Below are 26,278 nucleotides of genomic sequence, written 5' to 3'. Positions count from 1 at the left end.
GCCCGCCGTTCGTCCCTCACGACGGGCAGCCCGACCACCGAGAGCAAGGACACTGACGTGGCTGGAAACTCGTCGCGCCGCGGCGCGGTGCGCAAGCAGAGCAAGAAGAACGCCGGCGGCTCCGGCGGACAGGTCCGCCGCGGGCTGGAGGGCAAGGGCCCGACGCCGAAGGCGACGGAGCGGGAGTACCACAAGGCGCACAAGATCGCCGAGGCCAAGAAGCGCGCCGACAAGCGCGCCGGTCGCAGCAGCGGCCCGCGCGGACGCCGCAAGCCCGGTGACGCCGAGTGGATCGCCGGGCGCAACTCCGTGGTGGAGGCGCTGCGCGAGCGCGTCCCGGTCACCGCGGTCTACGTCGCCGAGGGCGCCGAGCGCGACAACCGGCTCCGCGAGGTGTTCAAGATCGCCGCGGAGCACGGTGTCGGCCTGCTCGAGGTCAGCCGCGGCGAGCTGGACCGGCTCACCGACGGCGCGGTGCACCAGGGCCTCGCGGCCAAGATCCCGCCGTACGAGTACGCCCACCCCGACGACCTGCTCGACGCCGCCGACGAGGCGGGGGAGAAGCCGCTCGTGGTGATGCTCGACTCGATCACCGACCCGCGCAACCTCGGCGCGATCGTGCGCAGCGCCGCCGGTTTCGGGGCGCACGGCGTGGTCATCCCCGAGCGCCGCGCGGCCTCGATGACGGCCTCGGCGTGGAAGACCTCGGCCGGCGCCGCCGCGCGCTGCCCGGTCGCGCAGGCGGTCAACCTGACCCGCCAGATCAAGGCCTACCAGGAGGCGGGCTGCTTCGTCGTGGGTCTCGCCGCCGACGGCGACCTGACCCTGCCCGAGCTGGTGGCCGACGACGACCTCGCCCTCGGGCCGCTCGTCGTCGTGGTCGGCTCCGAGGGTGACGGGCTCTCCCGGCTGGTGGCGGAGAGCTGCGACCGGCTGCTGTCGATCCCGATGGCCGGTGTGCTGGAGTCGCTCAACGCCGGCGTGGCCGCCTCGGTCGCGCTGTACGCCGTGGCCGAGGCCCGCGCGCGCCGTTAGCCCATGGCACCTGGCATCCCGCTCCGGCTGCTGCGGCTCGCGCTCGGCGGCGTGGCCTGGGTCGTCCTGTCGCTGGGCATCGCGGCGGTGATCTTCGCCGGCAGCGAGCGCACCATCGACCTCGCCAGCCACGAGGCGACGGTCAGCCCCGACTTCTCGGGCGAGATCGTGCTGCGCACCGGTCCGGTGCTGCCCGACCTGCGGGCGGACTCGGGCTCCCGCCTGGGGCTGGACATCGAGCTCGGCAAGACCGACACGACCTCGCTGCAGGAGCTGACGGCGCGCTACGCCGCCATCGCCTCGCAGCCCGACGGCCAGGTCGACGTCGTGGAGCGAGCGGTGAGGACGATGGCGGTCGCCGCCCTGGTGCAGGGCGCGGCGCTGGCCGCGCTGCCGTTCGCGGTGTGGGCGGCGATCGGCGCCGAGCGTCGTCGCGCGCTGCTGCGGGCGCTGCCGACGGGGGAGGGTTTCGTCGTCGTGCTGACGGCGTCGGTGCTGGTCGTCGCGCTGGTCGCGCCGTTGACCTGGGGCCGGCGCGACCCGCTGCCGCAGCGCTGGATGACCCTCGGGGCGTACGTCGGCGACGACATCCCGTTGCCCGACGAGGCCCGCAAGGTCGAGATCATGGGCGACGTCACCACCGAGGAGACCAAGCGCCTGATCGCGAGCGCGGTCAGCAGCTATCAGCAGGGCCAGGCGTTCTACTCCAAGGCGGCCGACGACGCCGCGGACCTCGACCTGCGCGAGCCGGCGGAGGACGAGACCGTCGCGCTGCTGGTCTCCGACCGGCACCTCAACGTCGGCATGGACAAGGTCGCCCGGGCGATCGGCGACCGGGCCGGCGCCACCGCGGTCTACGACGCGGGCGACGACACCTCCACCGGCGAGCGCTGGGAGGCGTTCTCCCTGGACTCGGTCACCGCCGCCTTCCGCGACGTCGACGACCGCTTCGCCGTCGCCGGCAACCACGACAACGGCTCCTTCGTCCGCGCCCACATGTCCGACGAGGGCTGGCGCTACTTCGACGGCACCGTGCTCGACGGCCCCGGCGGCTCCCGGATCCTCGGCGTCGACGACCCTCGCTCCAGCGGGCTCGGCAACTGGCGTGACGAGAAGGGGCTGTCCTCCGCCGACGTCGCCGAACGGCTCACCGAGGCCGTGTGCGACGCCGACGAGAAGGGTGACCGGGTCAACACCCTGCTCCTGCACGACGCCGACTTCGGCGACCAGGCGCTGGCCCGCGGCTGCGTCGACCTCGTCGTCGGCGGGCACGTGCACGTGCAGAGCGGTCCGACCGAGGTGACCGGCACCGGCGGGCGCAAGGGCTGGACCTACACCGTGGGCACGACGGGCGGGGCGGCGTACGCCATCGCGATCGGCAGCAAGCTGCGGCGGGCCGCGGGCGTCGCGCTGATCACCTACCGCGACGGCCGGCCGGTCGGCATCCAGTCGGTGACCCTGCAGACCAACGGCCGCTACGACGTCGATCCCTGGGTGGAGCTCACCTACTGAGGTCCCGCTAGGTTGCCAGCATGGGAACCACCGTCGACCGTCTCCTGCCCACCGAGGAGGCCGAGGAGCTGCTCGGCCTGGCCCGCGAGATCGCCACCAAGGAGCTCGCTCCGCAGGTCGCGGCCGCCGAGGAGCAGGCCGTGTTCCCGGCGGAGGCCTACCGGCTGCTCGGCCGCTCGGGCCTGCTCAGCCTGCCCTTCGACGAGGCGTACGGCGGCGGGGGCCAGCCCTACGAGGTCTACCTCCAGGTCGTCGAGGAGATCGCCACCGCCTGGCCCAGCGTCGGCGTCGGGACCAGCGTGCACGCGCTCACCGCGACGGTGCTCGCCGCGAACGCCTCGGACGCGGTGCGCGAGGAGTGGCTGCCGAAGATGCTGTCCGGCGACTGGCTCGGCGCCTACTGCCTCTCCGAGCCGCAGGCCGGCTCCGACGTCAGCGGGATCCGCACGGCCGCGGTGCTCGACGGCGACGACTACGTCGTCAAGGGCACCAAGCAGTGGATCTCCAACGGCTCCTGCGCCGACTACTACATCCTCTTCGCCCGCACCTCCGAGGACCCCAAGCGCGGGCTGTCGGCGTTCGTCGTGCCGGACGGGACCGAGGGGATGACCTTCGGCGCCCCCGAGAAGAAGATGGGCCTGCACTGCGACGTCACCACCCAGGTGCTCTTCGACGGCGCCCGGGTGCCGGCCAGCCAGCTGATCGGGGAGGAGGGCGCCGGCATGCGGGTCGCGCTCTCCGCGCTCGACGCCGGACGGCTCGGCATCGCCGCGGTCGCCACCGGGATCGCCCAGGGTGCCCTGGCCTACGCCGTCGACTACGCCAAGGAGCGCCAGCAGTTCGGCCGCGCCATCGGGGAGTTCCAGGGCATGCAGTTCCTGCTCGCCGACATGGCCGCCGAGGTGGAGCGGGCCCGGGCGTCGTACCTCCAGGCGGCGCGGCTGAAGGACGCCGGGCGCCCGTTCTCGCGGCAGGCCTCGATCGCCAAGCTCACCGCCACCGACGCCGCGATGCGGGTGACGACCGACGCGGTGCAGGTGCTGGGCGGCAACGGCTACACGCGGGAGTACCCCGTGGAGCGGATGATGCGCGACGCGAAGGTGACCCAGATCTTCGAGGGCACCAACCAGATCCAGCGGATGGTTATCGGTCGTGATCTCCTCCGCTGACGCGCCGGGACGGTTTGCCCCTAGGGTGATCCTGAAAATTTGCTGAGGGTGGACACCGGTCCCCCTTGCTCGGAAAGGGACACAAGGTGGGAACGTCAATCCTCAAGAAGCTCGGCGGCGTCGCGATCGCGATCGTCGTCGCACTGGTCTTCTTCGTCGTCAGGTCCAAGGGCGAGGAGAAGGTCGAGCAGTCGAAGGCCCCGGACGTCGGTGAGTGCGTCTACTTCAAGAAGGACGGCACCAACGACAAGCCGGTCGACGCCAGCTGCGGCAGCGACAAGTCGAGCCACAAGGTCGTCGGGGACAGCGGCAAGTGTGGCGAGAACGAGACCACCTACCAGGTGACCCGCGGGGGCAGCACCTCCGACGCGATCGTCGAGCTGTGCATGGTGCTGGACGCCAAGAAGGGCGACTGCTTCGACATCCAGGAGGAGTCCAAGGTGCCCTGCGCCTCGAGCAAGACCTCCTCGGTCCTCCGGGTCACCTCGGTGGGCAAGGCCAAGGCGAAGTGTGGCGGACAGTCCCAGCCGCTCGCCTACCCCAAGCGCGACACCACGCTCTGCCTGGTGCCCAACGCCTGACGCACCGACGCCGAACGCCGGTCCGGACCACCTGGTCCGGGCCGGCGTTCGTGTTCGTCGGCTCCCCGGGTTGGAATCGAACCAACGACCTCTGGATTCAAAGTCCAGCCGCCCGTGCCAGCAGAGCAACCGGGGAACGCCGCCTCGCGGGGAGGCGACGGCCCGACTCTACGGGCGCGGGCGGTCGGGCGGCCAAGTGACAGCCGTCAGCGGGCGACCTTCGCCGTCGGCCGGCTGGTCCGCAGGACGGTGGTGTAGCCCGCCTTGGTGCCCGTGACGACGACCCGCAGCTGCTTGCCCGCCTGGGCGCGTGCCGGCTTGAAGGTGCGGCCCGTCGCCCCGCGGATCACGCTGCCGTTCGCGGACCAGCGGTAGGTCAGCCGGGTGCCGGCCGTCCAGGTGCCGGTGACGGCGGTGAGGGTGCGGCCGACCTTGGCCGTGCCGGTGACCGCGGGGACCGGCGCGACGAGCGTGCCGGCGACGACCTTGGCGCTCAGCGCGCTGGTGACCGTGGCGGGGGCGAACCCGGCCTTGGTGCCGGTGACCTCGACCCGGAGCCGGCGACCGAGGGCCCCGGGCGTCGGGACGTACGTCGAGGTGCGGGCCACCACGACGCCGGTGTCGGTGCGCCAGGCGTAGGCGAGCGTCGTACCGCTCGCCCAGGAGCCGGTGCTGCCCACGGCCAGCCGGGTGCCGACCGCGGCGCGACCGGTGACGGCGACGGCGCTCGGGTGCCCGACGGGTGCGGCCGCGGTGAGGGTCGCGGTGGCGGGCGCAGAGGTGAAGACGCCGTTGGTGGCGCTCACGCTGACCGTGTAGGTGTGTCCCGGCAGCACGGCGCCGAGGTCCTGCTCGGTGAGGAAGCCGTCGAAGGCGATCGGCTCGCCGCCTGCCTGGTCCTGCAGCGTGGTGCGGTAGGTCAGCGAGGTCGGGTCGGCACCGCCGGCGCTGGCGGGCGCCGTCCACGTGGCGACGTACGACAGGTCGTCCCACTCCGAGGCCGCGACGATGAGCCCGGTGGGTGCGTCGGGTGCCTCCAGTGCGTGCACCTGGGTCTGCGAGCCGTCGGGGGTGTCGACGTCCTGCACGGCGTAGACCCGGCCGGAGGGCGCGACGTCGGCGATGCTGATGAACCCCGAGCCGCCGAGGTAGGCCGACGGCGCCGGGTCCTCCTCGGTGTAGGAGCTCAGCGCGTCCGCGTCGTAGGCCGCCACCCCGGTGCCGGGCAGGTAGACCGTGCCGCCGTCGGGGGAGACCCCGAGGGTGAAGACCGGGCTGGACAGCGGGACGTAGAGGTCCGTGCCGGCGCCGATCACGTTGAGGCCGTACTCCTGCGGCCCGTCGCTCACGTCGCGCCCGCTGACGACGTAGGTCAGATGGTGGACGGGGTCGACGGCGAGGCCGGTGACCCACTGGTCGGGGGTGCCCTCCGCGCCGAGGGTGACGGGGGCGCTCGCCGTGCCGTCGTGCACGGTGCGCAGGGTCGCGACGCTGCGCGCGCCGCCGTCCTGCCAGTCCACGCCGGCGACCGCCACGTCGGTGCCGGACGCGCCGGGCAGCAGGGCCAGCCGCGAGGGCTGGGCGTCCGCGCCCAGGCCGACGACGGCGCCGCCGGGCAGGATCACCTGGCCGCCGCCGGTGCCGGTGGCGGCCAGGTAGGCGCCGCTGGCGTCGCTGGCCACGTCGGCGGCGTTGGACACCTCCAGGGGCGCGTGGCCGGTCACCGTGAGGTCGCTCGTGTCGACCGTCCAGCCGGTCGGCACGTAGCCACCGTCGGAGGTGCGCACGCTCCCGACGACCGACAGCGTCTCGCCGTCGGGACTGATGCTCGCCGCGGTCGGCCAGCTGCCGTCACCGAGGGTGATCTTGGTGCCGGCGCCGACCGCCTCGACGTAGCCGTCGACCTGGTCGAGCTGGAAGTCGTCGTCGGTGTCCACGCCGACGTAGCCGACGGCGTAGACCTCGTCCGCGCTCGCGGCCAGGTCGGTCGGGGTGAAGGCGAGGGTGTGGGGGAAGGCGGCCGGAACGGCGAAGGCGGCGCCCTGGCAGGCGAGACCGGCGGTGGCGACGGCGGCGGCGGCGAGGCCGGCGGCGAGTCGCCGGGGGGATCGATGCATGGGGGATCCTCAGAAAAGTGGCCGCCTGGTCGCGGCCGACGCCAGGAGAGTCGGCCCCGGACGGCCACTCCTGCGGTCTTTTCAGGAATCCAGGATCGCGCGCACCTCGGGCAGCTCCCAGAACGGCGCCAGCCGCTCGCGGACCAGCCGCTCCAGCTCGCCGGTGGCGTGCGCGGCGGCGACCGCCCGGCCGGCGAGCGCGACGGCGTGCTCGACCAGGAGGTCGCGCTCGATGCCCAGGTCCTCGACGAGGGTCGCGACCGGCTCGGCGCCGTAGGTGCGCAGCAGCCCGTCGACCAGCACGTCGACCAGGGCGTGCACCGGCTCGGTGGGGGCGCCCGCGAGCACGATGTCCTGGACCAGCCCGGCGACCCGGTGCACGTCCTCGCGCTCGACGGAGTCGCGCAGGTGGGGGATGGGCTGGTCGGCGTACAGGTCGAAGACCTCCAGGACCGCGGCCTTGGTGGCGGGGTCGCGCAGGGTCTCGACGACGATCTTGTTGAGCCGGCGCATCGCGAACGCGGCGCCCTTGGCCGCGGTGTCGCCGAGCACGGCCTCGAGCTGCTTGTCCGCGGCGCCGACCACCTTGCCCGCGGCGCTGGCGCCGAAGGAGACCAGGGAGCCGACACCGGGGATCTTCTCGGCCATCGCGCGGTTCGTCTGCACCACGTCGGCGACGATCCGGGTGACGAAGCGGGAGGCCAGCGAGGTCACCATCGGGCTGCGGGTGAGGTCGTCGAGCGCGGCGGCGAGGACGTCGGTGTTCGCGAGCACCTCGTCGGTGATCCGCTCGGCGTTCTCGCGGTCGAGCACGTCGGCGAGGCTGAAGGTGTCGGTGGGGCCGTCGTACAGCGCGTCGGCGGCCATCGCGACGAGGGTGCTCGCCCCCGCACTGGGAGGTACGACGGCCAGGAGCTCGCGCGCCAGCCGCTGGACGAGCGCCGGGTCGATCACCTCGGCCAGGCGGATCCGGGAGCCGAGGCCGAGCAGGGCGTCGACGTCGGCGGTCACCAGGGCGTCGAGCTCGTCACCGGTGAGCCGGCCGAGGAGCCAGGAGACCTGGGCGTCGAGGAGGCGCTCGGACCGGGAGGCGGAGGTCATGGCGCGAGCGTAGTGGCCCGCCGCGTAGGTTCGAGGCATGGTGCGTGGCTGGGTCCGGCGATCGCTGTGGGACGTCGTGCCCCGTGACCACCGTGAGAGCGACGCGGCGCTGCGCCGCCGGCAGCTGGTCACGGTGGCGGTCGTGCTGCTCGGGGCGGTGCTGCTCGGGGTGTCCCTGCGGATCGAGCCGGGGAGCACCTGGTTCTACCCCGCGACGCTGGCGCTCGCCGCGCTGTGGACGGTCGGCGCCTTCGCCGCGGGGCCGCTGCACCTGGGCCGGATCCGGCGCGGGGACGCGCTGGTGCGACCGGTGCTGGCGCCCCTGCTGGTGGGCCTGGGGCTGGCGGCGGTGTTCGTCGCGGGCGGCCTGGTGGTGCGCGAGATCGACTGGCTCGACCGGCAGGTGCGCTCGGTGGTGGACTTCGCCGACCAGGGCTCGGTGCCGCTGCTCGTCGTGGTCACGCTGGTCAACGGGATCGCCGAGGAGCTCTTCTTCCGCGGCGCGGCCTACGCCGCCCTGCCCCGCCACCCGGTGACCTGGACCTCGATCGCCTACGTGCTGGCGACGCTCGCGACCGGCAACGTGATGCTGGCGTTCGCGGCGATCGTCCTGGGGGTGGTCGTCGGCCTGGAGCGGCGCGCGTCCGGCGGGATCCTCGGACCGGTCATCACGCACTGCTCGTGGTCGCTGACCATGCTGTTCGCGCTGCCGGCCCTGTTCGGCTGAGGCTCAGACCTCGTCGCCCTCGCGCAGGCGCTCGGCCAGCGCCCGTCGTACGGCCTCGCGATAGCTGATCGGCTCGCCCGGCACCAGCGTGCGGATCCGGTTGTCGGTGACCACCACCTCGGTGCTCATCGAGTCGATCAGGTTGCGCCCGGTGGTGACGTCGACGTCGGTCACCAACGCCAGCCAGTACGACGACAGCCGGGGCGTCAGCACGGGCACGGTCACGGTCGGCACGGGGTGCCCCGCGGTCACGTCGGAGGCGATGTCGAGCATGTCGCGGTAGGTCATCGCCTCGGGCCCGCCGATCTCCAGCACCTGGCCGATCGCGCCCTCCAGGTCGATGACCCCGGCCAGGTAGCGGATCACGTCGTCGACGGCGATCGGCTGGGTGCGGGTCGCGGTCCACTTGGGGACCACCATCGCGGGCAGGTTCTTCACCAGCTGGCGGGTGAGCTCCCAGGAGATGCCGCCGTGGCCGACGACGATCGCGGCGCGCAGCACGGTGACCGGCACGCCGCCGGCACCGAGCAGGCCCTCGACCTCCCGGCGCGAGCGCAGGTGCGGGGAGAGGTCCTCGTCCTCGCGGCCGAGCCCACCCAGGTAGACGATCTGGCGCACGCCGGCCTCGGCGGCCAGCCGCCCGAAGCGCCGGGCGGCGTCGGCGTCACGGGACTCGAAGTCGGCGTGGTCCAGGGAGTGGACCAGGTAGATCGCGACGTCCACGCCCGCCAGCGCCGCGGCGAGGGACTCCTCGTCGCCGACGTCGGCACCGACGGCGGTGCCGGGGCCGTCGTACCGCTCGGGGTGGCGGGTCATCGCCCGCACGTCTATCCCGCGCTCGACCAGCTCGGGCACGAGCCGGCGGCCGACGAATCCGGTCGCGCCGGTCACCAGGACGGTGGGGGAGCTCATGGGCCCGAGCCTAACGAGGGGCATGATGGCGCCGTGCCTGATCTGACCACCACCGACGGCGTCGCCGTGCTCACCCTCGGCGACGACGAGAACCGCTTCTCCCCACACTGGCTCGACGAGGTCGAGTCGGCGCTCGACACCGTGGCCGGGGCCGGGACGCCGCTGGTGACCGTCGGCGCCGGGAAGTTCTACTCCAACGGCCTCGACCTGGAGTGGGCCCAGGCGCACCCCGACGACTTCGTGCCGTACGTCGCGCGGGTCGAGGCGTTGCTCGCCCGGGTGCTCGCGCTGCCGGTGCCCACGATCGCGGCCGTCAACGGCCACGCCTTCGGTGGCGGCGGGCTGGTCGCGCTGGCCCACGACTGGCGGCTGATGCGTGCCGACCGAGGCTTCTTCTGCCTGCCCGAGGTGGACATCGCGCTGCCGTTCACGCCCGGCATGGCCGCGCTGGTGCAGGCCAAGCTGACCCCGCGCGCCGCCGTGGACACGATGACGACCGGTGCGCGCTTCGGCGGCACCGACGCCGCCGCGGCCGGGATCGTCGACGGCACCGCCACCGAGGAGAGCCTGGTCGCCGACGCGATCGCCAGGGTCGCACCGCTCGCCGGCAAGGACCGGACCGCGCTCGGTGCGATCAAGGAGACGATGTTCGGCCCCGCGCTCGCGCTGCTGCGAGGGAGCGCGGGGTAGGGAAAACCCCACCCCCGCTCGGCGGACCAGGCCCATCGCGGCCGCCCGCCGCGCTTCCTAGCGTCGGAGACATCACTTCCGACACTCCCCAGGAGCGCAGATGAGCACCACCTCCCCGGCCCTCGAGGTGCAGGGCCTGAGCCGGACCTACGGCACCGGCGACGCCACGATCACCGCCCTCGGCGGCATCGACCTCGCCTTCGCCCGCGGCACCTTCACCGCCGTGATGGGGCCCTCCGGCTCCGGCAAGTCCACCTTCCTCTCCTGCGCCGCCGGCCTCGACCGGCCCACCGCCGGCCGGGTCCTCGTCGGCGGCGAGGACGTCACGGACTGGGACGAGGAGCGGCGTACCCGTCTGCGCCGTCAGCAGATCGGCTTCGTCTTCCAGGGCTTCCACCTGCTGCCCTACCTCTCCGCCACCCAGAACGTCGCCCTGCCCGCCCGGCTCGCCGGCAAGCGGCCCGACCGGGCGCGGGTCCGGATGCTGCTGGAGCGGGTCGGTCTCGGCGAGCGCGCGCACCACCTGCCCGGCAGCATGTCCGGCGGTCAGCAGCAGCGGGTCGCCATCGCCCGGGCGCTGGTCACCGACCCCGACGTCGTGCTCGCCGACGAGCCGACCGGTGCGCTCGACTCCGCCACCGCGCGCCAGATCCTCGCCCTGCTCCGGGCCAGTGTCACCGAGATGGGGCAGACCGTGGTGATGGTGACCCACGACCCGGTCGCGGCGTCGTACGCCGACGAGGTGGTCTTCCTCGTCGACGGCCGCGTCGCGGGCCGGATGACCCACCCCACCGCCGACGCGGTCGCCGGCCAGATGGCGCACCTCGACGACCTGGTGGTGGCCCGGTGACCGCGCTCGCCTGGCGGAGCCTGCGGCACCGCCCGCTCGCCGCGACCGCCACCTTCCTCGCCGTGCTGCTCGGCACGCTCTTGATCGGCTCCTTCGCCACCCTCACCGAGTCCGCCTTCGGGGCGCACGGCACCGATGCCGACACCCTGGTCGTCCTCGGGGCCGTCGTCGGCGGCTGGGGTGCGGTGATCGTGCTCTTCTCGGTCGCCTCGACCGTCGGCATCACCACCACCCAGCGCGCGGGCGAGATCGGGCTGCTGCGCACGATCGGCGCCACGCCCCTCCAGGCACGGCGGCTCGTGGTCCGTGAGACCGCGGCCGTCGCGGGCCTCGCCGCGGCGCTGGGCGCCCTGCTCGCCTCGGTCTCGGGGCACGGGCTGTTCGCGCTGATCCGCTCGGGCGGGCTGGTCACCTCCGCCGCGGAGTACGACGCCGGACCGGCCTCCGTCGGTGCCGCCGCGCTGCTCGTGCTGCTCGTCTCCGCGCTCGCCACGGTCCTCGCCGCCCGGCGCGCCACCCGCGGCCCGGCCGGGGTGCTGCTCCGGGAGGCCGGCGCCGAGGCCGGCCGCATGCGGTGGTGGCGGATCGGCGCCGCGGTGCTGCTCGTCGGCTACGGCATCGCGATGGCCGTGATCACCGTCGCCGTCACCGCGCACGACGACGACCCCTACGCCGCGATGTCGACGAGCGGGTCCAGCTCGATCCTGGTCGGTGTCGGCCTCGCCGTGCTCGCCCCGGTGCTGCTGCGCCGGCTGGCCGCACCCGCCGGGCTGCTGGTGGGCCGCAGCGCGAGCGGGCACCTGGCGTCGTACAACACCGCGCGGCGGGCGCACCTGCTCGCCGGCGTCCTCGCCCCGGTGATCGTGCTGACCTCCGCCGCGGTCGGCACCCTGCTGCTGGTGAACATCGACGGCCGCACCCTGCCCGCCGGTACGCCGGACAGCGGCACCATCAACCTGCTCAACAACGTGGTCGTCGGGATGCTCGCGCTGTTCGCCGCGATCATGGTCGTCAACGCCTTCGTCGCCACCATCGCGCACCGCCGTGGCGAGCTGCGCCGGCTGCACCTGATCGGCGCGACCCCGCGCCAGGTCGAGCGCTCGGTGGTCGCCGAGGCCGGCATCGTCGCCGCGGTCGGCGTCGTGCTCGGCACCCTGGCGGCGCTGACGACGGTGGTGCCCTTCGCCGTGGCGCGGCACGAGGGCGTCGTCCCGGACGGTGGGCTGTGGCTCGTCCCCGCCGTCGTCGCCGGGGTCGTCGCGATCACGCTCGGCGCTGCGCGCACCTCGGTGCGCGCGCAGATGGCGACGGCGGTGCAGCGATGACAGACTTCGCGACGATGGAGATGCTCGCGCCGGTCCGCCTCGGGCGGCCTCAGGACGTGACGGTCGAGGGCCTGCTCGACCGGCTGCGGCTGACCCTGGTCTCGGCCGGGTACGCGCTGTCCTTCGTGCCCAGCCTGGTGCTCGCCATCGGCACCGTGCTCTGCCTGGCCCTCGGGCCGGCGCTGGGGATCGGCATCCTGCTCGCGCAGGCCGTCGTACCGGCGACGGCGGGGCTGACCCGGGCGCACCGCGAGGTGAGCGGCCGCCTGCTCGGCACGACCATCGAGCCCCGCTACGCCACCGCGGCCAACGGCGTGCGCTGGATGCGCGACCCGGCCCGGTGGCGCAACGTCGGCTTCCTGTGGTTCTCCGCGTCCGGCGGCTTCGCGATGTCGCTGCTGCCGGTCGCGCTGCTGACCGTGCCGATCACCTGGCTGGTCCTCGCGCTCAGCGGCGCCGGCTTCGTGTGGCTGCTCCTGCTGCTGTTCAGCGGCCCGGCGCTGGTCGCGTGGTGGTTCGTCACCCCGCCGCTGGTGCGGGCCCGGGCGCTCACCGAGCGCGCGATGCTCGGCGGCTCGCGGGTCGCGCGGCTGGAGGAGCGGGTCGAGAAGGTGGAGGAGTCGCGGGCCGAGACCCTCGACCACTCCGCCGCCGAGGTACGACGCATCGAGCGCGACCTGCACGACGGGGCCCAGGCCCGGATCGCCTCGGTGGGCATGAACGTCGGCCTCGCCGAGAAGCTGATCGCCACCGACCCCGACGCCGCCGCGGCGCTGCTCCGCGAGGCCCGGGAGACCACGATGGACGCCCTCGACGACCTGCGCAGCGTGGTCCGCGGGATCCACCCGCCGGTGCTCGCCGACCGCGGGCTCGCCGGCGCGATCCAGGCGCTGGCGGTGGCCCTGCCGGTCCCGACCTCGGTCGCGGTCGACGTCCCGCGGCTGCCGGCGCCGGTCGAGTCCGCGGCCTACTTCGCCGTCGCCGAGTGCCTCGCCAACACCGTCAAGCACGCCCGGGCCGGGCGCGCCTGGGTCACCGGCCGCTACGACGGCGACCGGCTCCGGATCACCGTCGGTGACGACGGCCGCGGCGGCGCCGACGCCAGCGGCTCCGGCCTGACCGGGGTCGCGCGGCGGCTGGACGCCTTCGACGGCGACCTGCGGGTGCTCAGCCCCGCCGGTGGTCCCACCCTCGTCGAGCTGGAGGTGCCGTGCCGGACCACCCCGTGACCGCCCCGCCCCTGCGCGCCGTCCTCGCCGAGGACCAGGCCCTGCTCCGCGTCGGCCTCACCCGGATCCTGGAGGCCGGCGGGATCGAGGTCGTCGAGGCGGTCGACAACGCTCCCTCGCTGGCCCGGGCGCTGACCCGGGCCGACATCGACATCGCCGTGGTCGACGTACGGCTGCCGCCGACGCACACCACCGAGGGGCTGGAGGCGGCGACGACGGTCCGGGCGGAGCGGGCGGCGTTCCCGGTGCTGGTGCTGAGCCAGTGGGTGGAGCCGTTGTACGCGCGCCAGCTGCTGGCCGGGGGAGAGGGCGCGATCGGCTACCTGCTCAAGGACCGGGTCGCCGACGTCGACGCCTTCCTCGCGGCCGTCCGGCAGGTCGCCGAGGGCGGCACGGTGCTCGACCCGGAGGTGGTCGCGGCGCTGGTCTCGGCCCGCAGCCGTCCGCTCGACCGGCTCACCGAGCGGGAGCGGGAGGTGCTCACCCTGATGGCCGAGGGCCGCTCCAACGCGGCGATCGCGGCCCGGATGGTCGTCACCGAGAAGGCCGTCGGCAAGCACACCAACAACATCTTCACCAAGCTCGACCTGCCGCAGGCCTCCGACGACAACCGGCGGGTGCTGGCCGTGCTGGCCTGGCTCGACGGACGCTGAGCACGCCGGTCTAGTGTGGCGGGCGTGAGTGAGCAGCTGACCGTCATCGTCCTCGCCGCCGGCGGGGGCACCCGGATGAAGTCGAAGACCCCGAAGGTGCTCCACCGCATCGGCGGGCGCAGCATGATCGGTCACGTGCTGACCGCCGTCGGGACCCTCGACCCGGCCCGGGTGGTCGCCGTGGTCGGCCACCAGCGCGAGCTGGTCGGGCCGCACGTCACCGAGGTGCGCGCCGACGCGGTGCTCGCCGTCCAGGAGGAGCAGCTCGGCACCGGCCACGCCGTCCGGGTGGCGCTGGAGGCGCTCGACAGCCCGCCGCGCGAGGGCACCGTCCTCGTCGCGGCCGGCGACACCCCGCTGCTGGCCGGCGACACGCTGCGGGCCTTCGCCGAGTCGCACCGCGCGGCCGGCGCGGCGGTCAGCATCCTCAGCGGGATCGTCGCGGACCCCCACGGCTACGGGCGGATCGTGCGCGACGCCGCCGGCGGCGTCGAGGCGATCGTGGAGGAGAAGGACGCCACCGACGAGCAGCGCGCGATCACCGAGATCAACTCCGGCATCCTCGCCTTCGACGCCGCTTTCCTCGCCGAGGTCGTCGGCCGGATCGGCAACGACAACCTCAAGGGCGAGTACTACCTCACCGACGCGGTCGGCATCGCCCGCGGTGACGGACGCAGCGTCGCCGCGCACGCCATCGAGGACGCGCTGCAGACCGAGGGTGCCAACGACCGCGCCCAGCTCGCCGCGCTCGGCAAGGAGCTCAACCGCCGCATCGTCACCCGGTGGATGCGCGAGGGTGTCACCGTGATGGACCCGGCGACCACCTGGATCGACGCCGACGTCGTCCTCGCGCCGGACGTCACGATCCTGCCCGGCACCCAGCTGCTCGGCGCGACCGTGGTCGCCGAGGACGCCGTGGTCGGGCCGGACACCACCCTGGAGGACTGCGAGATCGGCGCCGGCGCGCGCGTCGTGCGCACCCACGGCCAGCTCGCCGTCATCGGCGCCGGCGCGAGCGTCGGGCCGTTCGCCTACCTGCGGCCCGGCACCCTGCTCGGCAAGGACGGCAAGATCGGCACCTTCGTGGAGACCAAGAACGCGAAGATCGCCGACGGCGCCAAGGTCCCGCACCTGTCCTACGTCGGCGACGCCGAGATCGGCGAGGGCACCAACATCGGCGCCGGCACGATCTTCGCCAACTACGACGGCGTCAACAAGCACCGCACGGTCGTCGGCAAGCACGCCAAGACCGGCTCCAACAACACCTTCGTCGCCCCGATCACGATCGGCGACGGCGCCTCCACCGGCGGTGGCACGGTCGTGCGCCGCGACGTCCCCGCGGGTGCGCTCGCGGTCAGCGGCGGCCCGCAGCGCAACCTGCCGGGCTGGGTCGCGCGCAACCGGGAGGGCACCGCGCAGGCGGAGGCGGCGGCCGCCGTACCGGGTGAACAGGCCGAAAACGGACGGGGACTTGGGGACGGCCCCACGGACCGGGCAGAATCGTAGGCATCACCTCCGTCGACCCAGGGGAGTCACGCTCGTGAGCGGTCTGAAGAAGACGACAGAGAAGAACCTGATGGTCTTCTCCGGCCGGGCACACCCCGAGCTGGCCGAGCAGGTCGCGGAGATCCTCGACCAGCAGCTCGTGCCGACCGAGGCCCGCGAGTTCGCCAACGGCGAGATCTACATCCGCTACGCCGAGTCCGTGCGCGGGTGCGACGCCTTCGTCATCCAGAGCCACACCACTCCGATCAACGAGTGGATCATGGAGCACCTGATCATGGTCGACGCGCTCAAGCGCGCCTCCGCCAAGCGGATCACCGTGGTCATGCCGTTCTGGGGCTACAGCCGCCAGGACAAGAAGCACCGCGGTCGCGAGCCGATCTCCGCGCGGCTGATGGCCGACCTGTTCAAGACCGCCGGTGCGGACCGGATCATCACCGTCGACCTGCACGCCGACCAGCTCCAGGGCTTCTTCGACGGCCCGGTCGACCACCTGATGGCGCTGCCGCTGCTGACCGACTACATCAAGGACAAGTACGGCGACCAGCCGCTCGCCGTGGTCTCGCCGGACGCCGGCCGGATCAAGGTCGCCGAGCGCTGGTCGGCCCGCCTCGACGGCGCCCCGCTGGCGTTCATCCACAAGACGCGTCGCACCGACGTGGCCAACGAGGTCGTCGCCAACCGGGTCGTCGGTGACGTCAAGGGTCGCATCTGCGTGCTGACCGACGACATGATCGACACCGGCGGCACCATCGTGAAGGCCGCCGAGGCCCTGATGGCCGACGGTGCCGCGGGCGTGATCATCGCCGCGACCCACGCGATCCTCTCCGAGCCGGCGGTCGACCGGCTGAAGAACAGCACCGCCACCGAGGTCGTCATCACCAACACGCTGCCCGTGCCGCCGGAGAAGCAGTTCGACAAGCTGACGACGCTGTCGATCGCGCCGCTCGTCGCCCGGGCGATCCGCGAGGTCTTCGAGGACGGCTCGGTCACCTCGATGTTCGACGGGCACGCCTGACCGGTCGGGTGCTCCTCACTCCTCGTCGAGGGAGCGGACGAACGCGCCGAAGCCCGGCAGGGTGAAGCGGACCAGCCCGTGCCCCACCGGCTCGATCACGCCGCGGTCGATCAGCCGCTCCCGCGGGACGCTGATCGCGCGGGAGTCGACGCCCATCCCGGCGGCGATCGCGGCCCGGGTGACGTTGCCGTCGCCGGCGGCGGCCATCGCGCTGAGGAACTGCTTGTCCAGGCGGGACGCCGCGCCCCAGCGGGCGCGGTGCATGGCGGCGAGCTGGTCGCGGGCGACGGGCAGGCCGCGCTTGACGGCGGTGAGCGTGAGCTGCTCGCCGTCGGCGGGCTCGGCGGCCTCCCAGGTGGTGCTGCCGAGGAGCTGCAGCAGGTACGGGTAGCCGTGCGACTCCTCGACGATGGCCGCGAGCGCGGCCGCTGACCACCCGACGCCCTCGGCCCGCGCGGGCCCGACCAAGGCGGCCCGCGCGTCGTCGTCGGACAGGACGTCGAGCGAGATGTAGGTGCTGCGCTCGCCGAAGGTCGCGGCCCGGGTGAGCGCCTCGGGGGTGACCGGCAGGCCGGCGGCGACCACCGCGAGCGGGTTGTCGGCGCGCTCGCCGTCGAGGTTCTGCAGGGTGTTGAGGAGCACCGACATCTCGTCGGCGGAGGCGGTGTGCAGCTCGTCGAGCAGGAGCAGCAGCCCCGCCCCGCCCCGCTGCCGCACGGCCGCGGCGGCGTCGTGCAGCAGGTTCTCCAGCATCCCGATGGCCGCGTGCGGCGGCGCCGCGTCCTCGCGCCGCGCGACCTGGGCGGAGACCCGCGCGCCGGGGACGCCGACCTCCACGGTCAGCCGCTCCAGCTGGCCGCGCCAGCGCTGGCCCGCCGCCCCGGACGGTACGGCGTCCGCGCGTTCCAGCGCGCGGCCGATGCTGTGCGCCACCTCGGCGAGCACCGGCTGCTGGCGGCTGCAGGCCACCCACGCCGTGACGAAGCCGGACTCCGCCGCGCGCTGCTGCCCGGCCCGCAGCAGCGAGGTCTTGCCGATGCCGCGGGGTGCGTGGAAGACGAGCAGCGGCCCGCCGAGCTCGCCGAAGGTGACCACGCGCGCGAGCAGGCTCTCGATGCGACGCAGCTCGACCGTGCGCCCGGCGAGGATCCGGGGGACCTGGCCGGGGGTGTACGGGTTGCGGGACATGGGGTCTCCCGGGGTTGATACATCTTTATACTTCCCAGAAGTATAAACCCGTATAAAGACCCGCTCCGGATTTTCTTCGAGTGCCCCGGGTTGGGTAGTCTCTCCCGGTTGCCTCGGCGAGGGAGCTCCCGCTTCTGTGACTCCGTGATCGACTGGGCCGGTTCGTCTCGTACGACGCCGCGCGCCTGCCGGTCATCGGGCCAGGGAAGCGCGGCGTTTCCTCTTCCGCGGCCGCGCACCGCCCCGACGAACCCAGGAGATTCCCCATGAGCACCGAGAAGATCAAGGCCGAGCTGCGCACCGAGTTCGGCAAGGGCGCCGCCCGCCGCATCCGCCGCGAGCACAAGATCCCCGCCGTCGTCTACGGCCACGGCAACGAGCCGATCCACCTCACCCTGCCGGGTCACGACACCATGATGGCGATCAAGCACGGCGGCGCGAACGCCCTGCTCGAGCTCGACATCGACGGCGACGCGCAGCTCGCGCTGACCAAGCAGGTCCAGGTCGACCCGGTCCGCCGCGTGCTCGAGCACGTCGACTTCGTCGCGGTGAAGCGCGGCGAGAAGGTCACCGTCGACGTCCCGGTCGTCACCGTCGGCGACGCCGCCCCGGAGACCCTGGTCGTCACCGAGAACGCGACCGTCCAGGTCGAGGCCGAGGCCACCCACATCCCCGAGCAGTTCGAGATCTCCGTCGAGGGCGCCGAGGCCGGCACCCAGTTCCTCGCCAGCCAGATCGAGCTGCCGTCCGGCACCACCCTGCTCACCGACGCCGAGACCCTCGTCGTCAACGTGACCGCCGCGCCCACCGCCGAGGCCCTCGAGGCCGAGCTGGAGGAGGCCGAGGCCGAGGCCGGCATCGAGAAGGACGAGCCCGAGGCCGCGTCCGACGAGGCCGCCGAGGATGGCGACAGCGAGTGACCCTCAGCCGGCTCAGGTGGTTCCTGGGCCGACTGATCTCCCCGGCGCGGTCCTCCGCGCCGGGGAGCTCCGCATCTCCCGCCGAGCACCCCTGGAGCGATGACGTGACCGACGCCGACGTGTGGCTCGTCGTGGGTCTCGGCAACCCCGGGACGTCGTACGCCGGCCACCGGCACAACATCGGCTACCTGGTCGTCGACGAGCTGGCCCGCCGCATCGGCGCCACCTTCCGCGCCCACAAGTCCGGCCGGGCCGACGTCGTCGAGGGCCGGCTCGGCGCCCCCGGTGTCCCCGCCCCGCGGGTGGTGCTGGCGAAGTCCCGCTCGTACATGAACGAGTCCGGCGGCCCGGTCAAGGCGCTCGCCACGTTCTACAAGGTGCCCGCCGAGCGGGTGATCGCGATCCACGACGAGCTCGACATCGACTTCGGCACGCTGCGCATCAAGAAGGGCGGCGGCGACAACGGCCACAACGGCCTCAAGTCGATGCGCTCCTCCCTCGGCACCGGCGACTTCTTCCGGGTGCGGGCCGGCATCGGCCGCCCGCCCGGGCGCCAGGAGGTCGCCGACTTCGTGCTGTCGAACTACTCGACGACCGAGCGCAAGGAGCTGCCCTTCCAGGTCGACTCCGCCGCCGACGCCGTGGAGTCCCTGATCGCCGACGGCCTGGATCGGACCCAGCAGCGCTTCAACTCCTGATGGCGCGAGCGCGTCGCTCGTCCCTCGCGCCGCGCTGCCGCGCTCGCAGTCGAGTCGCGTAGGTCCCGCGGCCGCCTGGCGGCAAGCCCACCGGCGCGCGGGACGGTGCCTCCCTCCGCCTCCAGGCGCTCGTTCCTCGCTTCCTCCGGCTCCGGGCCGGCACCGTCCCGCGCGGGCCGGCCGCGCGTCGCTAGGGTGACCGGGTGACTTTCGAGCCTGGTGCCCCCGCCCCCGACGTCGTCTCCGACGACCACCTCTTCGCCGCCTGGCTGGCCGAGGCCGCCGGGCGCCGGCTGCTGGAGGTCCGCGGCGAGGGCCTGGAGGGCAAGGAGCTCAAGGACGCCGGCGACCGCGCCGCGCACCTGCTCCTCACCGACCTGCTGGCGACCTACCGTCCCGACGACGCGGTGCTCTCGGAGGAGGCGCTGGAGAGCGCCGCCGACAAGGACGCCCGGCTCACGGCCGAGAAGGTGTGGATCGTCGACCCGCTCGACGGCACCCGGGAGTTCTCCGAGCCGCCGCGCGACGACTGGGCGGTGCACGTCGCGCTGTGGCAGGCCGGCACGCTGGTCGCGGGTGCGGTGGCCCAGCCCGAGCTGGGGGAGACGTTCACCACCGGGACGCCGCCCGTCGTACCTCCCCGCACGTCGAGCCGGCCGCGGATCGCGGTCTCGCGCACCCGGCCGCCGGCCTTCGTGGAGGCGCTGGCGAAGGAGCTGGACGCCGAGCTGGTGCCGATGGGCTCGGCCGGGGTGAAGATGATGTCGGTCGTGCGTGACGTGGCGGACGCCTACGTGCACGCCGGCGGGCAGTACGAGTGGGACTCGGCCGCACCGGTCGCCGTCGCCCGAGCGGCCGGCCTGTTCACGTCGCGGGTCGACGGCAGCGAGCTGGTCTACAACCAGGCCGACGTCTACCTGCCCGACGTCATCGTGTGCCGTCCCGAGCTGTCCGAGCAGATCCTCGCCTTCGTCGCGGCGCACGGGACGGACTGAGCCCGTGGCGTCGTTCGTCTCGCACACCACCTTCGACTGCGCGAACGCCTACGAGCTCTCGGAGTGGTGGAAGCCGGTGCTCGGCTACGTCGACCTCGACGGCGACCCGAACCTGCCCGGCCACGTCGAGTGCATGATCCGCGACCCCGAGACCGGCCACCAGCTGCTGTTCGTCGAGGTCCCCGACGCCAAGACCGTGAAGAACCGGGTGCACCTCGACCTGCGCCCGCGTGAGCGCACGCGGGACGAGGAGATCGCCTGGCTGCGCGAGTACGGCGCCGCCGAGGTCGCGGACCATCGCGGCATCCACGGCCCGGGCTCCGGCTGGGTGACCTTCGCCGACCCCGAGGGCAACGAGTTCTGCGTGGTCCGCTCGCTGGACGAGCTGGCGGAGCAGGCCTAGAAGACGTTCAGCGGCCGGAGCTGCACCGAGATCCGCGGGCCGGCAACGGCCACCTTGGGCACGGCGTGCTCCCAGGTGCGCTGGCAGGACCCGCCCATGACGACCAGGTCACCGTGGCCCATCTCCACCGCGAACGCCTCCGCGCGCCGCTCGGGGTCGCGCGGGCGCAGGTGCAGCCGGCGCGGGTCGCCGAGCGAGATGATCGCGACCATCGTGTCGTGCGTGGAGCCGCGGCCGATGGTGTCGCCGTGCCAGGCGACGCTGTCGCGCCCGTCGCGGTAGAAGCAGCAGCCGGCCGTGCGGAACGGCTCGCCGAGCTCGGCGGCGTAGTGGGCGCTGAGCTCGTCGCGGGCCGCGGTCAGCCGCGGGTGCGGCAGGTCGTCGCCGATGACGTAGGTGTGCACCAGCCGCGGCACGTCGACGACCCGGTCGTACATCGCCCGCCGCTCCGCGCGCCAGGGCACCTCGGCGACCAGCGTCGCGAACACCTCGTCGGCCTCGGGCAGCCAGTTGCGCGCCACGTCCACCCAGGCGCCGCTGCTCAGCGGGCGACGCTCGAGGGTGCTCGCCCGGTCGGCGGCCGGGGCGTCGAACAGGCTGCTCTGGAAGTCCACCGACATGGCCCCAGCCTAGCGCACCGATCGAACAGGTGTTCGGATCCCGCTAGGCGCCGATGTCGGCCAGGTGCCCGAGCGGGGCCACCGGCGTGCCGGTCTCCTCGCACACCCACTGCGGGTCCGGGCCGCCGAGGTCCGGGTCCACGTGCAGCGCGTGCACGGGCCCCTTCTCGCAGCGTGAGCACACCGGCCACAGGCCGTCGCGCTGGTCGCGACCGAACTGGTCGGCCAGCGCGTCCTGGACGTCCTGGGCGATCAGTCCCGCGATGTACGGCGCGCCCTCGGCCCACTGGGCCAACCACCACCGGCGCTCGGAGCAGGCGTCCTCGAGCAGGGTCACCGACGCCGGCGTGTCGAGTGCGCGGGCGGCCAGGTCGGCCAGCACCTGCGCTCGTGCGGTGTAGATCACGCTGTCGTCCACGGCCCCATTGTGCGTGCCGCGACCAACCGGGCGGCGCCTCAGCGCGAGGGCCGCAGCTTCTCCAGCTCGGCGGCGATGTTGTTGCGCGCCGGCGCCTCCCAGGACGCGATGCCGTGCTCGGTGTGGAAGAGCTGCGGCTTCGCGGCGAGCTGCTGCAGCACGTCGGCCCGGCCGGCGGCGAACACCTCGTCGGGCAGGTGGGCGTACTCCGTGCGGACCGCCGCGACGTACTCCTCGTAGCGCTCGGGCGGCGCCGCCAGGATGGACAGGTCGGCGTCGCTCAGCGCGCAGCCGTTGGCGTCGTCGGCCTCGGGGCGGTGGTGCTCGGTGAGCCGCACCAGGCGCACCACCTCGGCCAGGGTGGTCGCGTCCACGAGCGGTGCCAGCGCCTCCTCGGCCCACGACGCGGAGCGCTCCTCGGCGTCGCGCTCGCCGTCGTAGACCGCGTCGTGGAACCAGGCGGCCAGCTGCACCGGGGTCCGGTCGAAGCCGGCGCCGGCGCTGGCCAGCTCGTCGAGCCGGGTGAGCACCTCGCGCAGGTGGCGGACGCTGTGGTGGCCGCGGCTCGGGTCGTCGTACGCCGCGAGCAGCTCCGCGCGCAGGGCGTCGGCCCCGCTCAGGGGCCAGGGCAGGTCGGGATGGTCGTCCTCCATGCGTCCATTCAAACCGACCGCCCCGGCCCCTGTCACCGACGGGTGCCGATCAGTCGCCCTTGACGTTCACGACCTGGCGCAGCGTGTGCCGGACCTCGACGAGGTCGGCCGCGTCGGCCATCACCCGGTCGATGTCCTTGTACGCCGCCGGGATCTCGTCGATGAACGCGTCGGTGTCGCGGTACTCGATGCCCACCATCGCCTCCCGCAGCTGGTCGCGGGTGAACGTCCGGCGGGCCTTGGAGCGGGAGTACTCCCGCCCCGCGCCGTGCGGCGCCGAATTGAGCGCGACGGGGTTGCCGAGCCCGCTGACGACGTACGACGCCGTCCCCATCGAGCCCGGGATCAGCCCCGGCCGGCCGCGCTCGGCGTTGATCGCGCCCTTGCGGGAGAGCCACACGTCCCGGCCGAAGTGGTGCTCCTGCTCGGTGTAGTTGTGGTGGCAGTTGATCTCCTCGACCCGCTCGACCTCGTCGGCCGAGCCGAGGCCCACCCACTCCGCGAACTGGCGGACCACGCGGTCCATCATCTCCTCGCGGTTGAGCAGCGCGTAGTGCTGCGCCCACCGCATCTCGCGGATGTAGGCCCAGAACTCGTCGGTGCCCTCGGCCAGGTAGGCGAGGTCCTCGTCCGGCAGCGGGACCCACCACTTCTCGCACAGGTCGCGAGCGATCGTGATGTGGTGCTGCGCGATCCGGTTGCCGACCCCGCGCGAGCCCGAGTGCAGGAACAGCCACACCCGGCGCTGCTCGTCGACCGTCACCTCGATGAAGTGGTTGCCCGACCCGAGGGTCCCCAGCTGCAGCTCCCACTGCTTCGCGTAGCGGCCCGGGTCGAAGCCGGCCCGCTCGGCGGACTCGGTGAGCTCGGCGATCCGGCGGACGGTGTGCTCGCGGGAGATCTTGCGGTTGGCGGCGCCGGCCGAGAGCGGGACGGCCCGCTCGATGGCCTCGCGCAGCGGGCGCCGGTCGGTGGGCAGCTCCTCGGCGACGTACTGGGTCCGGACGGCGATCATGCCGCAGCCGATGTCGACGCCGACCGCGGCCGGGATGATCGCGCCGAGGGTCGGGATGACCGAGCCCACCGTCGCACCCAGGCCCAGGTGGGCGTCGGGCATCAGCGCGAGGTGCGGGTGGATGAACGGCATGCTCGCCGTGGTCATCGCCTGCTCGCGGGTGCCCTGCTCGAGGATGGAAGCCCAGCTGAGGAGCTTCGGGGTGATCTTGTCCATCGTGGTGTCCTGCGTCGTGGCCCTTCTCGTGACGAGGGCCCGCCGGGTGCGGGCCGATCGAGGACGCTACGTCGCCGGAAATGCCTTGCGCGCGCTATTTCCGCAGGGATAGCCGCAGCCACACGTGATCCGGGCCGCCCTCGTCGTTGGTCGTCCGGTGCGTCTCGGTGAAGCCCTGCCGCTCGTAGAACGCCCGCGCCGGAGCGTTGCCCGCCAGGTGCGCGAGCCGGATCGCGCCGGCGTCGGCGCCGGGGCCCTCGGCCACCGCCCGGAGCAGGGCCCGGCCGATGCCCCGGCCCTGCTCCGAGGGCAGCACGTAGAGCTTCCAGACGTCGACCACGTCCCCGTCGAGGGAGTACGTCGCCACGCCCACCACCCGCGGCCCGTCGACCGCGACCAGGGCGAGCCCGTCGGCGACGGCCTGGGCGATGTGGTCGACGGACCACCACTGGGCGAGCCCGCGGCGGACGTAGTCCGCGCCCGCCACCGCCGTGTACGCCGGCGGCCAGGCGGCGTGCCCCACGGCGACGATACCGTCGACGTCGGCGGCCGTCGCGGGACGGACGGTGACGGGCACGGCCTCAGACCACCGGCACGTTCGCCAGCGCCTCGGCGAGCGCCTCGTCGGACAGCGGGTCGTCCTCCAGGCTGCCGGAGAGGTACGTCGCGTAGGCGCCGAGCTCCAGCAGGCCGTGGCCGGACAGGCCGACGACGATCACCGGCTCGGCTCCCGTCTCCGCGGCGGCGAGCGCCTCGCGTCGTACCTGGGCCAGGGCGTGGGACGACTCGGGAGCCGGGACGACGCCCTGGGTCCGGGCGAACTCGACCGCCGCGTCGAAGCACTCGTTCTGGTGCAGGGCGACCGCGTCGATCAGCCCCTGGTCCACCGCGTGCGAGACCAGCGGCGCCATGCCGTGGTAGCGCAGCCCGCCGGCGTGGATCGGCGAGGGGACGAAGTCGTGGCCGAGGGTGTGCATCTTCATCAGCGGGGTGAGTCCGGCGGTGTCGCCGAAGTCGTAGCGGTACTCGCCGCGGGTCAGCGTCGGGCACGAGCTCGGCTCGACGGCGAGGATCCGCGGCGCCTGGTTGCCGGCGAGCTTCTCGCGCAGGAAGGGGAACGCGAGCCCGGCGAAGTTGGACCCGCCGCCCGCGCAGCCGACGACCAGGTCGGCGCCGGTCTCGCCGGCCTTCGCGAGCTGGCGCAGCGCCTCCTCGCCGATCACGCTCTGGTGCAGCAGGACGTGGTTGAGCACGGAGCCGAGGGCGTACTTCGCCGCGTCGTCCTGGGCCGCCACCTCGACCGCCTCGGAGATCGCGATGCCCAGCGAGCCGGGGTGGTCCTCGGCGAACGCCTTTCCGGACTCGGTGAGCCGGCTGGGGGAGCGGTGCACCGTGCCGCCGAACACCTCGATCAGCGTGCGGCGCTGCGGCTTGGTGTCGAAGGAGTGGCCCACCTGCCACACCTCGCAGCTCACGCCGAACAGCGCGGCGGCGTACGACAGGGCGGTGCCCCACTGGCCGGCGCCGGTCTCGGTGGTGAGCCGGGTGATGCCGTTGACCTTGTTGTAGTAGACCTGCGGGACCGCGGTGTTGACCTTGTGCGAGCCGGCCGGCGAGACGCCCTCGTACTTGTAGTAGATCCGGGCGCTCGTGCCGAGCGCCTGCTCCCAGCGGCGGGCGCGGTAGAGGGGGCTCGGGCGGTACTGGCGGTAGACGTCGAGGACCGGCTCCGGGATCTCGACGTACCGCTCGGTGGTGACCTCCTGCGCGATCAGCTCCGGCGGGAAGAGCGGCGCCAGGTCGTCGGGCCCGACCGGCTCGCGGGTGCCCGGGTGCAGCGGCGGGGGCGGCGGCGTCGGCAGGTCGGCCACGATGTTGTACCAGTGGGTCGGCTGCTCGTCGGGGTCGAGCGTGTACAGCACCTGCTCGCTCATGCGGGTCCTCTCGTCGGGGGGTGTGCTCGGATCCTAGGATCGGCGCATGCTGTGGAGGGGGCTGCGGACCGTCGCGTTCTGCATCGTGGTCGTCGCGGCCTGCTGGGTGCTGGACGGCTGGGTGGACCAGTGGTGGAGCGCGGTGCTCGCGTTCGTGGTCACGACCTTCGCGGTGACCGTCGCGCTGGGTGCCTTCGTCCGCGACGGCCGGCCACCGGTCAGCCAGGACCCTTCGGCCGGCCCGGTCGTCCGCATCGATGTCGTCGGCAGCCGGTGGATCGAGGTGGTCAAGGCCGTCCGCGGCGCGACCGGGCTCGGCCTGGTCCCGGTGAAGACCGAACTGGACCGGGAGCCGGCCCGCTTCGTCGTCCGCTCGGAGGAGGCGGCGCAGTGGTTGTGCGCCGAGCTGGAGCGCTGCGGAGCGGTCGCCGTCGTCGAGACGCCCGGCGGTAGGGCAGGATTCGGGGTGTGAGCGCAGACGAAGCCCGGGCCGAGCTCCACCGACTCCGGTCGAGCATCGACAACCTCGACGCCGCGCTGGTGCACCTGCTGGCCGAGCGGTTCAAGTGCACCGAGACCGTCGGCCGGCTCAAGGCCCGTGCCGGGATGCCGCCCGCCGACCCCGCCCGCGAGGCGGTGCAGATCGCGCGGCTGCGGTCGATGGCGGAGAGCTCGGGGCTGGACCCGCACTTCGCGGAGTCGATCCTGAACGTGATCATCGCGGAGGTCATCCGCAACCACGAGCAGTTCGCCGAGGACGTCGAGGCCTGAGCCGCGTTCGCGCTGGTGGCAAGGG

The 26,278-nt window shown here is 73.5% G+C and carries 28 protein-coding genes and 1 tRNA gene; 18 read left to right on the top strand and 11 right to left on the bottom strand.

Translation table 11 applies throughout. The features are described from left to right. The first annotated feature begins 57 nt into the window (after positions 1 to 57). The 4 genes from rlmB (at position 58) to MRBLML1_RS01025 (ending at position 4,297) form a co-directional block, all read left to right on the top strand. Positions 58 to 1,035 (top strand): 23S rRNA (guanosine(2251)-2'-O)-methyltransferase RlmB, encoded by a 978-nt coding sequence (gene rlmB / locus MRBLML1_RS01040; RefSeq protein ID WP_364510119.1) that lies wholly within the window; start codon positions 58 to 60, stop codon positions 1,033 to 1,035. A gap of 3 nt (positions 1,036 to 1,038) precedes the next feature. Then, complete coding sequence (locus tag MRBLML1_RS01035; protein WP_364510116.1) at positions 1,039 to 2,547, top strand: metallophosphoesterase; 1,509 nt, start codon at positions 1,039 to 1,041, stop codon at positions 2,545 to 2,547. Positions 2,548 to 2,567: 20 nt separating this feature from the next. After that, the gene (locus MRBLML1_RS01030; protein ID WP_364510113.1) at positions 2,568 to 3,716 is read left to right on the top strand and encodes an acyl-CoA dehydrogenase family protein; all 1,149 of its coding nucleotides are present in this window, start codon (positions 2,568 to 2,570) and stop codon (positions 3,714 to 3,716) included. 86 nt (positions 3,717 to 3,802) lie between these two features. Next, complete coding sequence (locus MRBLML1_RS01025) at positions 3,803 to 4,297, top strand: hypothetical protein (protein ID WP_364510110.1); 495 nt, start codon at positions 3,803 to 3,805, stop codon at positions 4,295 to 4,297. A gap of 61 nt (positions 4,298 to 4,358) precedes the next feature. Here the strand turns inward: MRBLML1_RS01025 and MRBLML1_RS01020 are convergent. From MRBLML1_RS01020 to MRBLML1_RS01010, 3 genes are all read right to left on the bottom strand, one after another. After that, positions 4,359 to 4,433: transfer RNA gene (locus MRBLML1_RS01020), tRNA-Gln, on the bottom strand. Between the two features lie 70 nt (positions 4,434 to 4,503). Then, the gene (locus MRBLML1_RS01015; protein ID WP_364510107.1) at positions 4,504 to 6,414 is read right to left on the bottom strand and encodes a hypothetical protein; all 1,911 of its coding nucleotides are present in this window, start codon (positions 6,412 to 6,414) and stop codon (positions 4,504 to 4,506) included. 81 nt (positions 6,415 to 6,495) lie between these two features. After that, on the bottom strand, positions 6,496 to 7,515 hold the full coding sequence (locus tag MRBLML1_RS01010; protein ID WP_364510104.1) for a hypothetical protein: 1,020 nt from the start codon (positions 7,513 to 7,515) through the stop codon (positions 6,496 to 6,498). Positions 7,516 to 7,552: 37 nt separating this feature from the next. On the opposite strand from MRBLML1_RS01010, the gene MRBLML1_RS01005 reads away from it, so the two are divergent. After that, positions 7,553 to 8,242 carry a type II CAAX endopeptidase family protein gene (locus MRBLML1_RS01005; RefSeq protein ID WP_364510102.1) on the top strand — a complete coding sequence of 230 codons (690 nt, stop codon included), beginning with the start codon at positions 7,553 to 7,555 and terminating at the stop codon, positions 8,240 to 8,242. A gap of 3 nt (positions 8,243 to 8,245) precedes the next feature. Here MRBLML1_RS01005 and MRBLML1_RS01000 read toward each other — a convergent pair whose 3' ends face one another. Further along, positions 8,246 to 9,154 carry an NAD(P)H-binding protein gene (locus tag MRBLML1_RS01000; protein WP_364510099.1) on the bottom strand — a complete coding sequence of 303 codons (909 nt, stop codon included), beginning with the start codon at positions 9,152 to 9,154 and terminating at the stop codon, positions 8,246 to 8,248. 33 nt (positions 9,155 to 9,187) lie between these two features. Here MRBLML1_RS01000 and MRBLML1_RS00995 point away from each other — a divergent pair, with 33 nt between their 5' ends. From MRBLML1_RS00995 to MRBLML1_RS00965, 7 genes are all read left to right on the top strand, one after another. Further along, positions 9,188 to 9,844: an enoyl-CoA hydratase-related protein gene (locus tag MRBLML1_RS00995; protein ID WP_364510096.1), complete on the top strand. Its 657-nt coding sequence runs from the start codon at positions 9,188 to 9,190 to the stop codon at positions 9,842 to 9,844. A 100-nt stretch (positions 9,845 to 9,944) separates the two neighbouring features. Beyond that, on the top strand, positions 9,945 to 10,694 hold the full coding sequence (locus MRBLML1_RS00990; RefSeq protein WP_364510093.1) for an ABC transporter ATP-binding protein: 750 nt from the start codon (positions 9,945 to 9,947) through the stop codon (positions 10,692 to 10,694). Beyond that, positions 10,691 to 12,019 carry an ABC transporter permease gene (locus MRBLML1_RS00985; protein ID WP_364510091.1) on the top strand — a complete coding sequence of 443 codons (1,329 nt, stop codon included), beginning with the start codon at positions 10,691 to 10,693 and terminating at the stop codon, positions 12,017 to 12,019. The genes MRBLML1_RS00990 and MRBLML1_RS00985 overlap by 4 nt, the downstream gene beginning before the upstream one ends. After that, positions 12,016 to 13,248, top strand: coding sequence for a sensor histidine kinase (locus MRBLML1_RS00980; RefSeq protein ID WP_364510088.1), 1,233 nt, complete (start codon positions 12,016 to 12,018; stop codon positions 13,246 to 13,248). The genes MRBLML1_RS00985 and MRBLML1_RS00980 overlap by 4 nt, the downstream gene beginning before the upstream one ends. An 11-nt stretch (positions 13,249 to 13,259) precedes the next feature. Then, on the top strand, positions 13,260 to 13,901 hold the full coding sequence (locus MRBLML1_RS00975; protein ID WP_364513082.1) for a response regulator transcription factor: 642 nt from the start codon (positions 13,260 to 13,262) through the stop codon (positions 13,899 to 13,901). A 24-nt stretch (positions 13,902 to 13,925) separates the two neighbouring features. Beyond that, the gene (glmU, locus tag MRBLML1_RS00970; RefSeq protein WP_364510085.1) at positions 13,926 to 15,407 is read left to right on the top strand and encodes a bifunctional UDP-N-acetylglucosamine diphosphorylase/glucosamine-1-phosphate N-acetyltransferase GlmU; all 1,482 of its coding nucleotides are present in this window, start codon (positions 13,926 to 13,928) and stop codon (positions 15,405 to 15,407) included. 34 nt (positions 15,408 to 15,441) lie between these two features. Then, positions 15,442 to 16,422: a ribose-phosphate diphosphokinase gene (locus MRBLML1_RS00965; protein WP_364510082.1), complete on the top strand. Its 981-nt coding sequence runs from the start codon at positions 15,442 to 15,444 to the stop codon at positions 16,420 to 16,422. A 15-nt stretch (positions 16,423 to 16,437) separates the two neighbouring features. Here MRBLML1_RS00965 and MRBLML1_RS00960 read toward each other — a convergent pair whose 3' ends face one another. Continuing rightward, positions 16,438 to 17,610 (bottom strand): ATP-binding protein, encoded by a 1,173-nt coding sequence (locus tag MRBLML1_RS00960; protein WP_364510079.1) that lies wholly within the window; start codon positions 17,608 to 17,610, stop codon positions 16,438 to 16,440. Positions 17,611 to 17,876: 266 nt separating this feature from the next. On the opposite strand from MRBLML1_RS00960, the gene MRBLML1_RS00955 reads away from it, so the two are divergent. From MRBLML1_RS00955 to MRBLML1_RS00940, 4 genes are all read left to right on the top strand, one after another. Next, the gene (locus MRBLML1_RS00955; RefSeq protein ID WP_364510076.1) at positions 17,877 to 18,530 is read left to right on the top strand and encodes a 50S ribosomal protein L25/general stress protein Ctc; all 654 of its coding nucleotides are present in this window, start codon (positions 17,877 to 17,879) and stop codon (positions 18,528 to 18,530) included. Positions 18,531 to 18,634: 104 nt separating this feature from the next. Further along, positions 18,635 to 19,228 (top strand): aminoacyl-tRNA hydrolase, encoded by a 594-nt coding sequence (pth, locus tag MRBLML1_RS00950; RefSeq protein WP_364510073.1) that lies wholly within the window; start codon positions 18,635 to 18,637, stop codon positions 19,226 to 19,228. A gap of 203 nt (positions 19,229 to 19,431) precedes the next feature. After that, a complete protein-coding gene (locus MRBLML1_RS00945; protein ID WP_364510070.1) occupies positions 19,432 to 20,223 on the top strand; it encodes a 3'(2'),5'-bisphosphate nucleotidase CysQ in 792 nt (263 codons plus the stop codon). A 4-nt stretch (positions 20,224 to 20,227) separates the two neighbouring features. Further along, positions 20,228 to 20,626, top strand: a complete 399-nt coding sequence (locus MRBLML1_RS00940) for a VOC family protein (RefSeq protein WP_364510068.1) — start codon at positions 20,228 to 20,230, stop codon at positions 20,624 to 20,626. Here MRBLML1_RS00940 and MRBLML1_RS00935 read toward each other — a convergent pair. From MRBLML1_RS00935 to MRBLML1_RS00910, 6 genes are all read right to left on the bottom strand, one after another. Beyond that, positions 20,623 to 21,246 carry an alpha-ketoglutarate-dependent dioxygenase AlkB gene (locus MRBLML1_RS00935; protein ID WP_364510065.1) on the bottom strand — a complete coding sequence of 208 codons (624 nt, stop codon included), beginning with the start codon at positions 21,244 to 21,246 and terminating at the stop codon, positions 20,623 to 20,625. The two genes, MRBLML1_RS00940 and MRBLML1_RS00935, sit on opposite strands and share 4 nt — an antisense overlap. A 43-nt stretch (positions 21,247 to 21,289) precedes the next feature. Beyond that, complete coding sequence (locus tag MRBLML1_RS00930; RefSeq protein WP_364510062.1) at positions 21,290 to 21,664, bottom strand: hypothetical protein; 375 nt, start codon at positions 21,662 to 21,664, stop codon at positions 21,290 to 21,292. Positions 21,665 to 21,702: 38 nt separating this feature from the next. After that, positions 21,703 to 22,317, bottom strand: a complete 615-nt coding sequence (locus MRBLML1_RS00925; protein ID WP_364510060.1) for a hypothetical protein — start codon at positions 22,315 to 22,317, stop codon at positions 21,703 to 21,705. 49 nt (positions 22,318 to 22,366) lie between these two features. Next, positions 22,367 to 23,548, bottom strand: a complete 1,182-nt coding sequence (locus MRBLML1_RS00920; protein ID WP_364510057.1) for an RtcB family protein — start codon at positions 23,546 to 23,548, stop codon at positions 22,367 to 22,369. Between the two features lie 94 nt (positions 23,549 to 23,642). Continuing rightward, on the bottom strand, positions 23,643 to 24,125 hold the full coding sequence (locus tag MRBLML1_RS00915; RefSeq protein ID WP_364510054.1) for a GNAT family N-acetyltransferase: 483 nt from the start codon (positions 24,123 to 24,125) through the stop codon (positions 23,643 to 23,645). 4 nt (positions 24,126 to 24,129) lie between these two features. Continuing rightward, positions 24,130 to 25,482, bottom strand: coding sequence for a TrpB-like pyridoxal phosphate-dependent enzyme (locus MRBLML1_RS00910; protein ID WP_364510052.1), 1,353 nt, complete (start codon positions 25,480 to 25,482; stop codon positions 24,130 to 24,132). A gap of 46 nt (positions 25,483 to 25,528) precedes the next feature. Here MRBLML1_RS00910 and MRBLML1_RS00905 point away from each other — a divergent pair, with 46 nt between their 5' ends. Both MRBLML1_RS00905 and MRBLML1_RS00900 read left to right on the top strand, forming a co-directional pair. Next, positions 25,529 to 25,954, top strand: coding sequence for a ribosomal protein L7/L12 (locus MRBLML1_RS00905; protein ID WP_364510049.1), 426 nt, complete (start codon positions 25,529 to 25,531; stop codon positions 25,952 to 25,954). Beyond that, entirely contained in the window at positions 25,951 to 26,253 is a 303-nt protein-coding gene (locus MRBLML1_RS00900) for a chorismate mutase (protein ID WP_364510047.1), read from the top strand. Before MRBLML1_RS00905 ends, MRBLML1_RS00900 begins: the two co-directional genes overlap by 4 nt. Positions 26,254 to 26,278: the final 25 nt, after the last annotated feature.

This window comes from Nocardioides sp. LML1-1-1.1 (assembly GCF_040676175.1).
Lineage (GTDB): Bacteria > Actinomycetota > Actinomycetes > Propionibacteriales > Nocardioidaceae > Nocardioides.
The sequence above is the reverse complement of the archived record's forward strand: the minus strand, read 5'-3'. Positions and strand labels throughout refer to the sequence as shown.

Bases quoted from the DNA above. Each gene is read 5' to 3' on its own strand.
- MRBLML1_RS01035 (WP_364510116.1), top strand. From the start codon at position 1,039: ATGGCACCTGGCATCCCGCTCCGGCTGCTGCGGCTCGCGCTCGGCGGC.
- MRBLML1_RS01030 (WP_364510113.1), top strand. From the start codon at position 2,568: ATGGGAACCACCGTCGACCGTCTCCTGCCCACCGAGGAGGCCGAGGAG.
- MRBLML1_RS01015 (WP_364510107.1), bottom strand. From the start codon at position 6,414: ATGCATCGATCCCCCCGGCGACTCGCCGCCGGCCTCGCCGCCGCCGCC.
- MRBLML1_RS01010 (WP_364510104.1), bottom strand. From the start codon at position 7,515: ATGACCTCCGCCTCCCGGTCCGAGCGCCTCCTCGACGCCCAGGTCTCC.
- MRBLML1_RS01005 (WP_364510102.1), top strand. From the start codon at position 7,553: ATGGTGCGTGGCTGGGTCCGGCGATCGCTGTGGGACGTCGTGCCCCGT.
- MRBLML1_RS01000 (WP_364510099.1), bottom strand. From the start codon at position 9,154: ATGAGCTCCCCCACCGTCCTGGTGACCGGCGCGACCGGATTCGTCGGC.
- MRBLML1_RS00990 (WP_364510093.1), top strand. From the start codon at position 9,945: ATGAGCACCACCTCCCCGGCCCTCGAGGTGCAGGGCCTGAGCCGGACC.
- MRBLML1_RS00980 (WP_364510088.1), top strand. From the start codon at position 12,016: ATGACAGACTTCGCGACGATGGAGATGCTCGCGCCGGTCCGCCTCGGG.
- MRBLML1_RS00960 (WP_364510079.1), bottom strand. From the start codon at position 17,610: ATGTCCCGCAACCCGTACACCCCCGGCCAGGTCCCCCGGATCCTCGCC.
- MRBLML1_RS00955 (WP_364510076.1), top strand. From the start codon at position 17,877: ATGAGCACCGAGAAGATCAAGGCCGAGCTGCGCACCGAGTTCGGCAAG.
- MRBLML1_RS00935 (WP_364510065.1), bottom strand. From the start codon at position 21,246: ATGTCGGTGGACTTCCAGAGCAGCCTGTTCGACGCCCCGGCCGCCGAC.
- MRBLML1_RS00925 (WP_364510060.1), bottom strand. From the start codon at position 22,317: ATGGAGGACGACCATCCCGACCTGCCCTGGCCCCTGAGCGGGGCCGAC.
- MRBLML1_RS00920 (WP_364510057.1), bottom strand. From the start codon at position 23,548: ATGGACAAGATCACCCCGAAGCTCCTCAGCTGGGCTTCCATCCTCGAG.
- MRBLML1_RS00910 (WP_364510052.1), bottom strand. From the start codon at position 25,482: ATGAGCGAGCAGGTGCTGTACACGCTCGACCCCGACGAGCAGCCGACC.
- MRBLML1_RS00905 (WP_364510049.1), top strand. From the start codon at position 25,529: ATGCTGTGGAGGGGGCTGCGGACCGTCGCGTTCTGCATCGTGGTCGTC.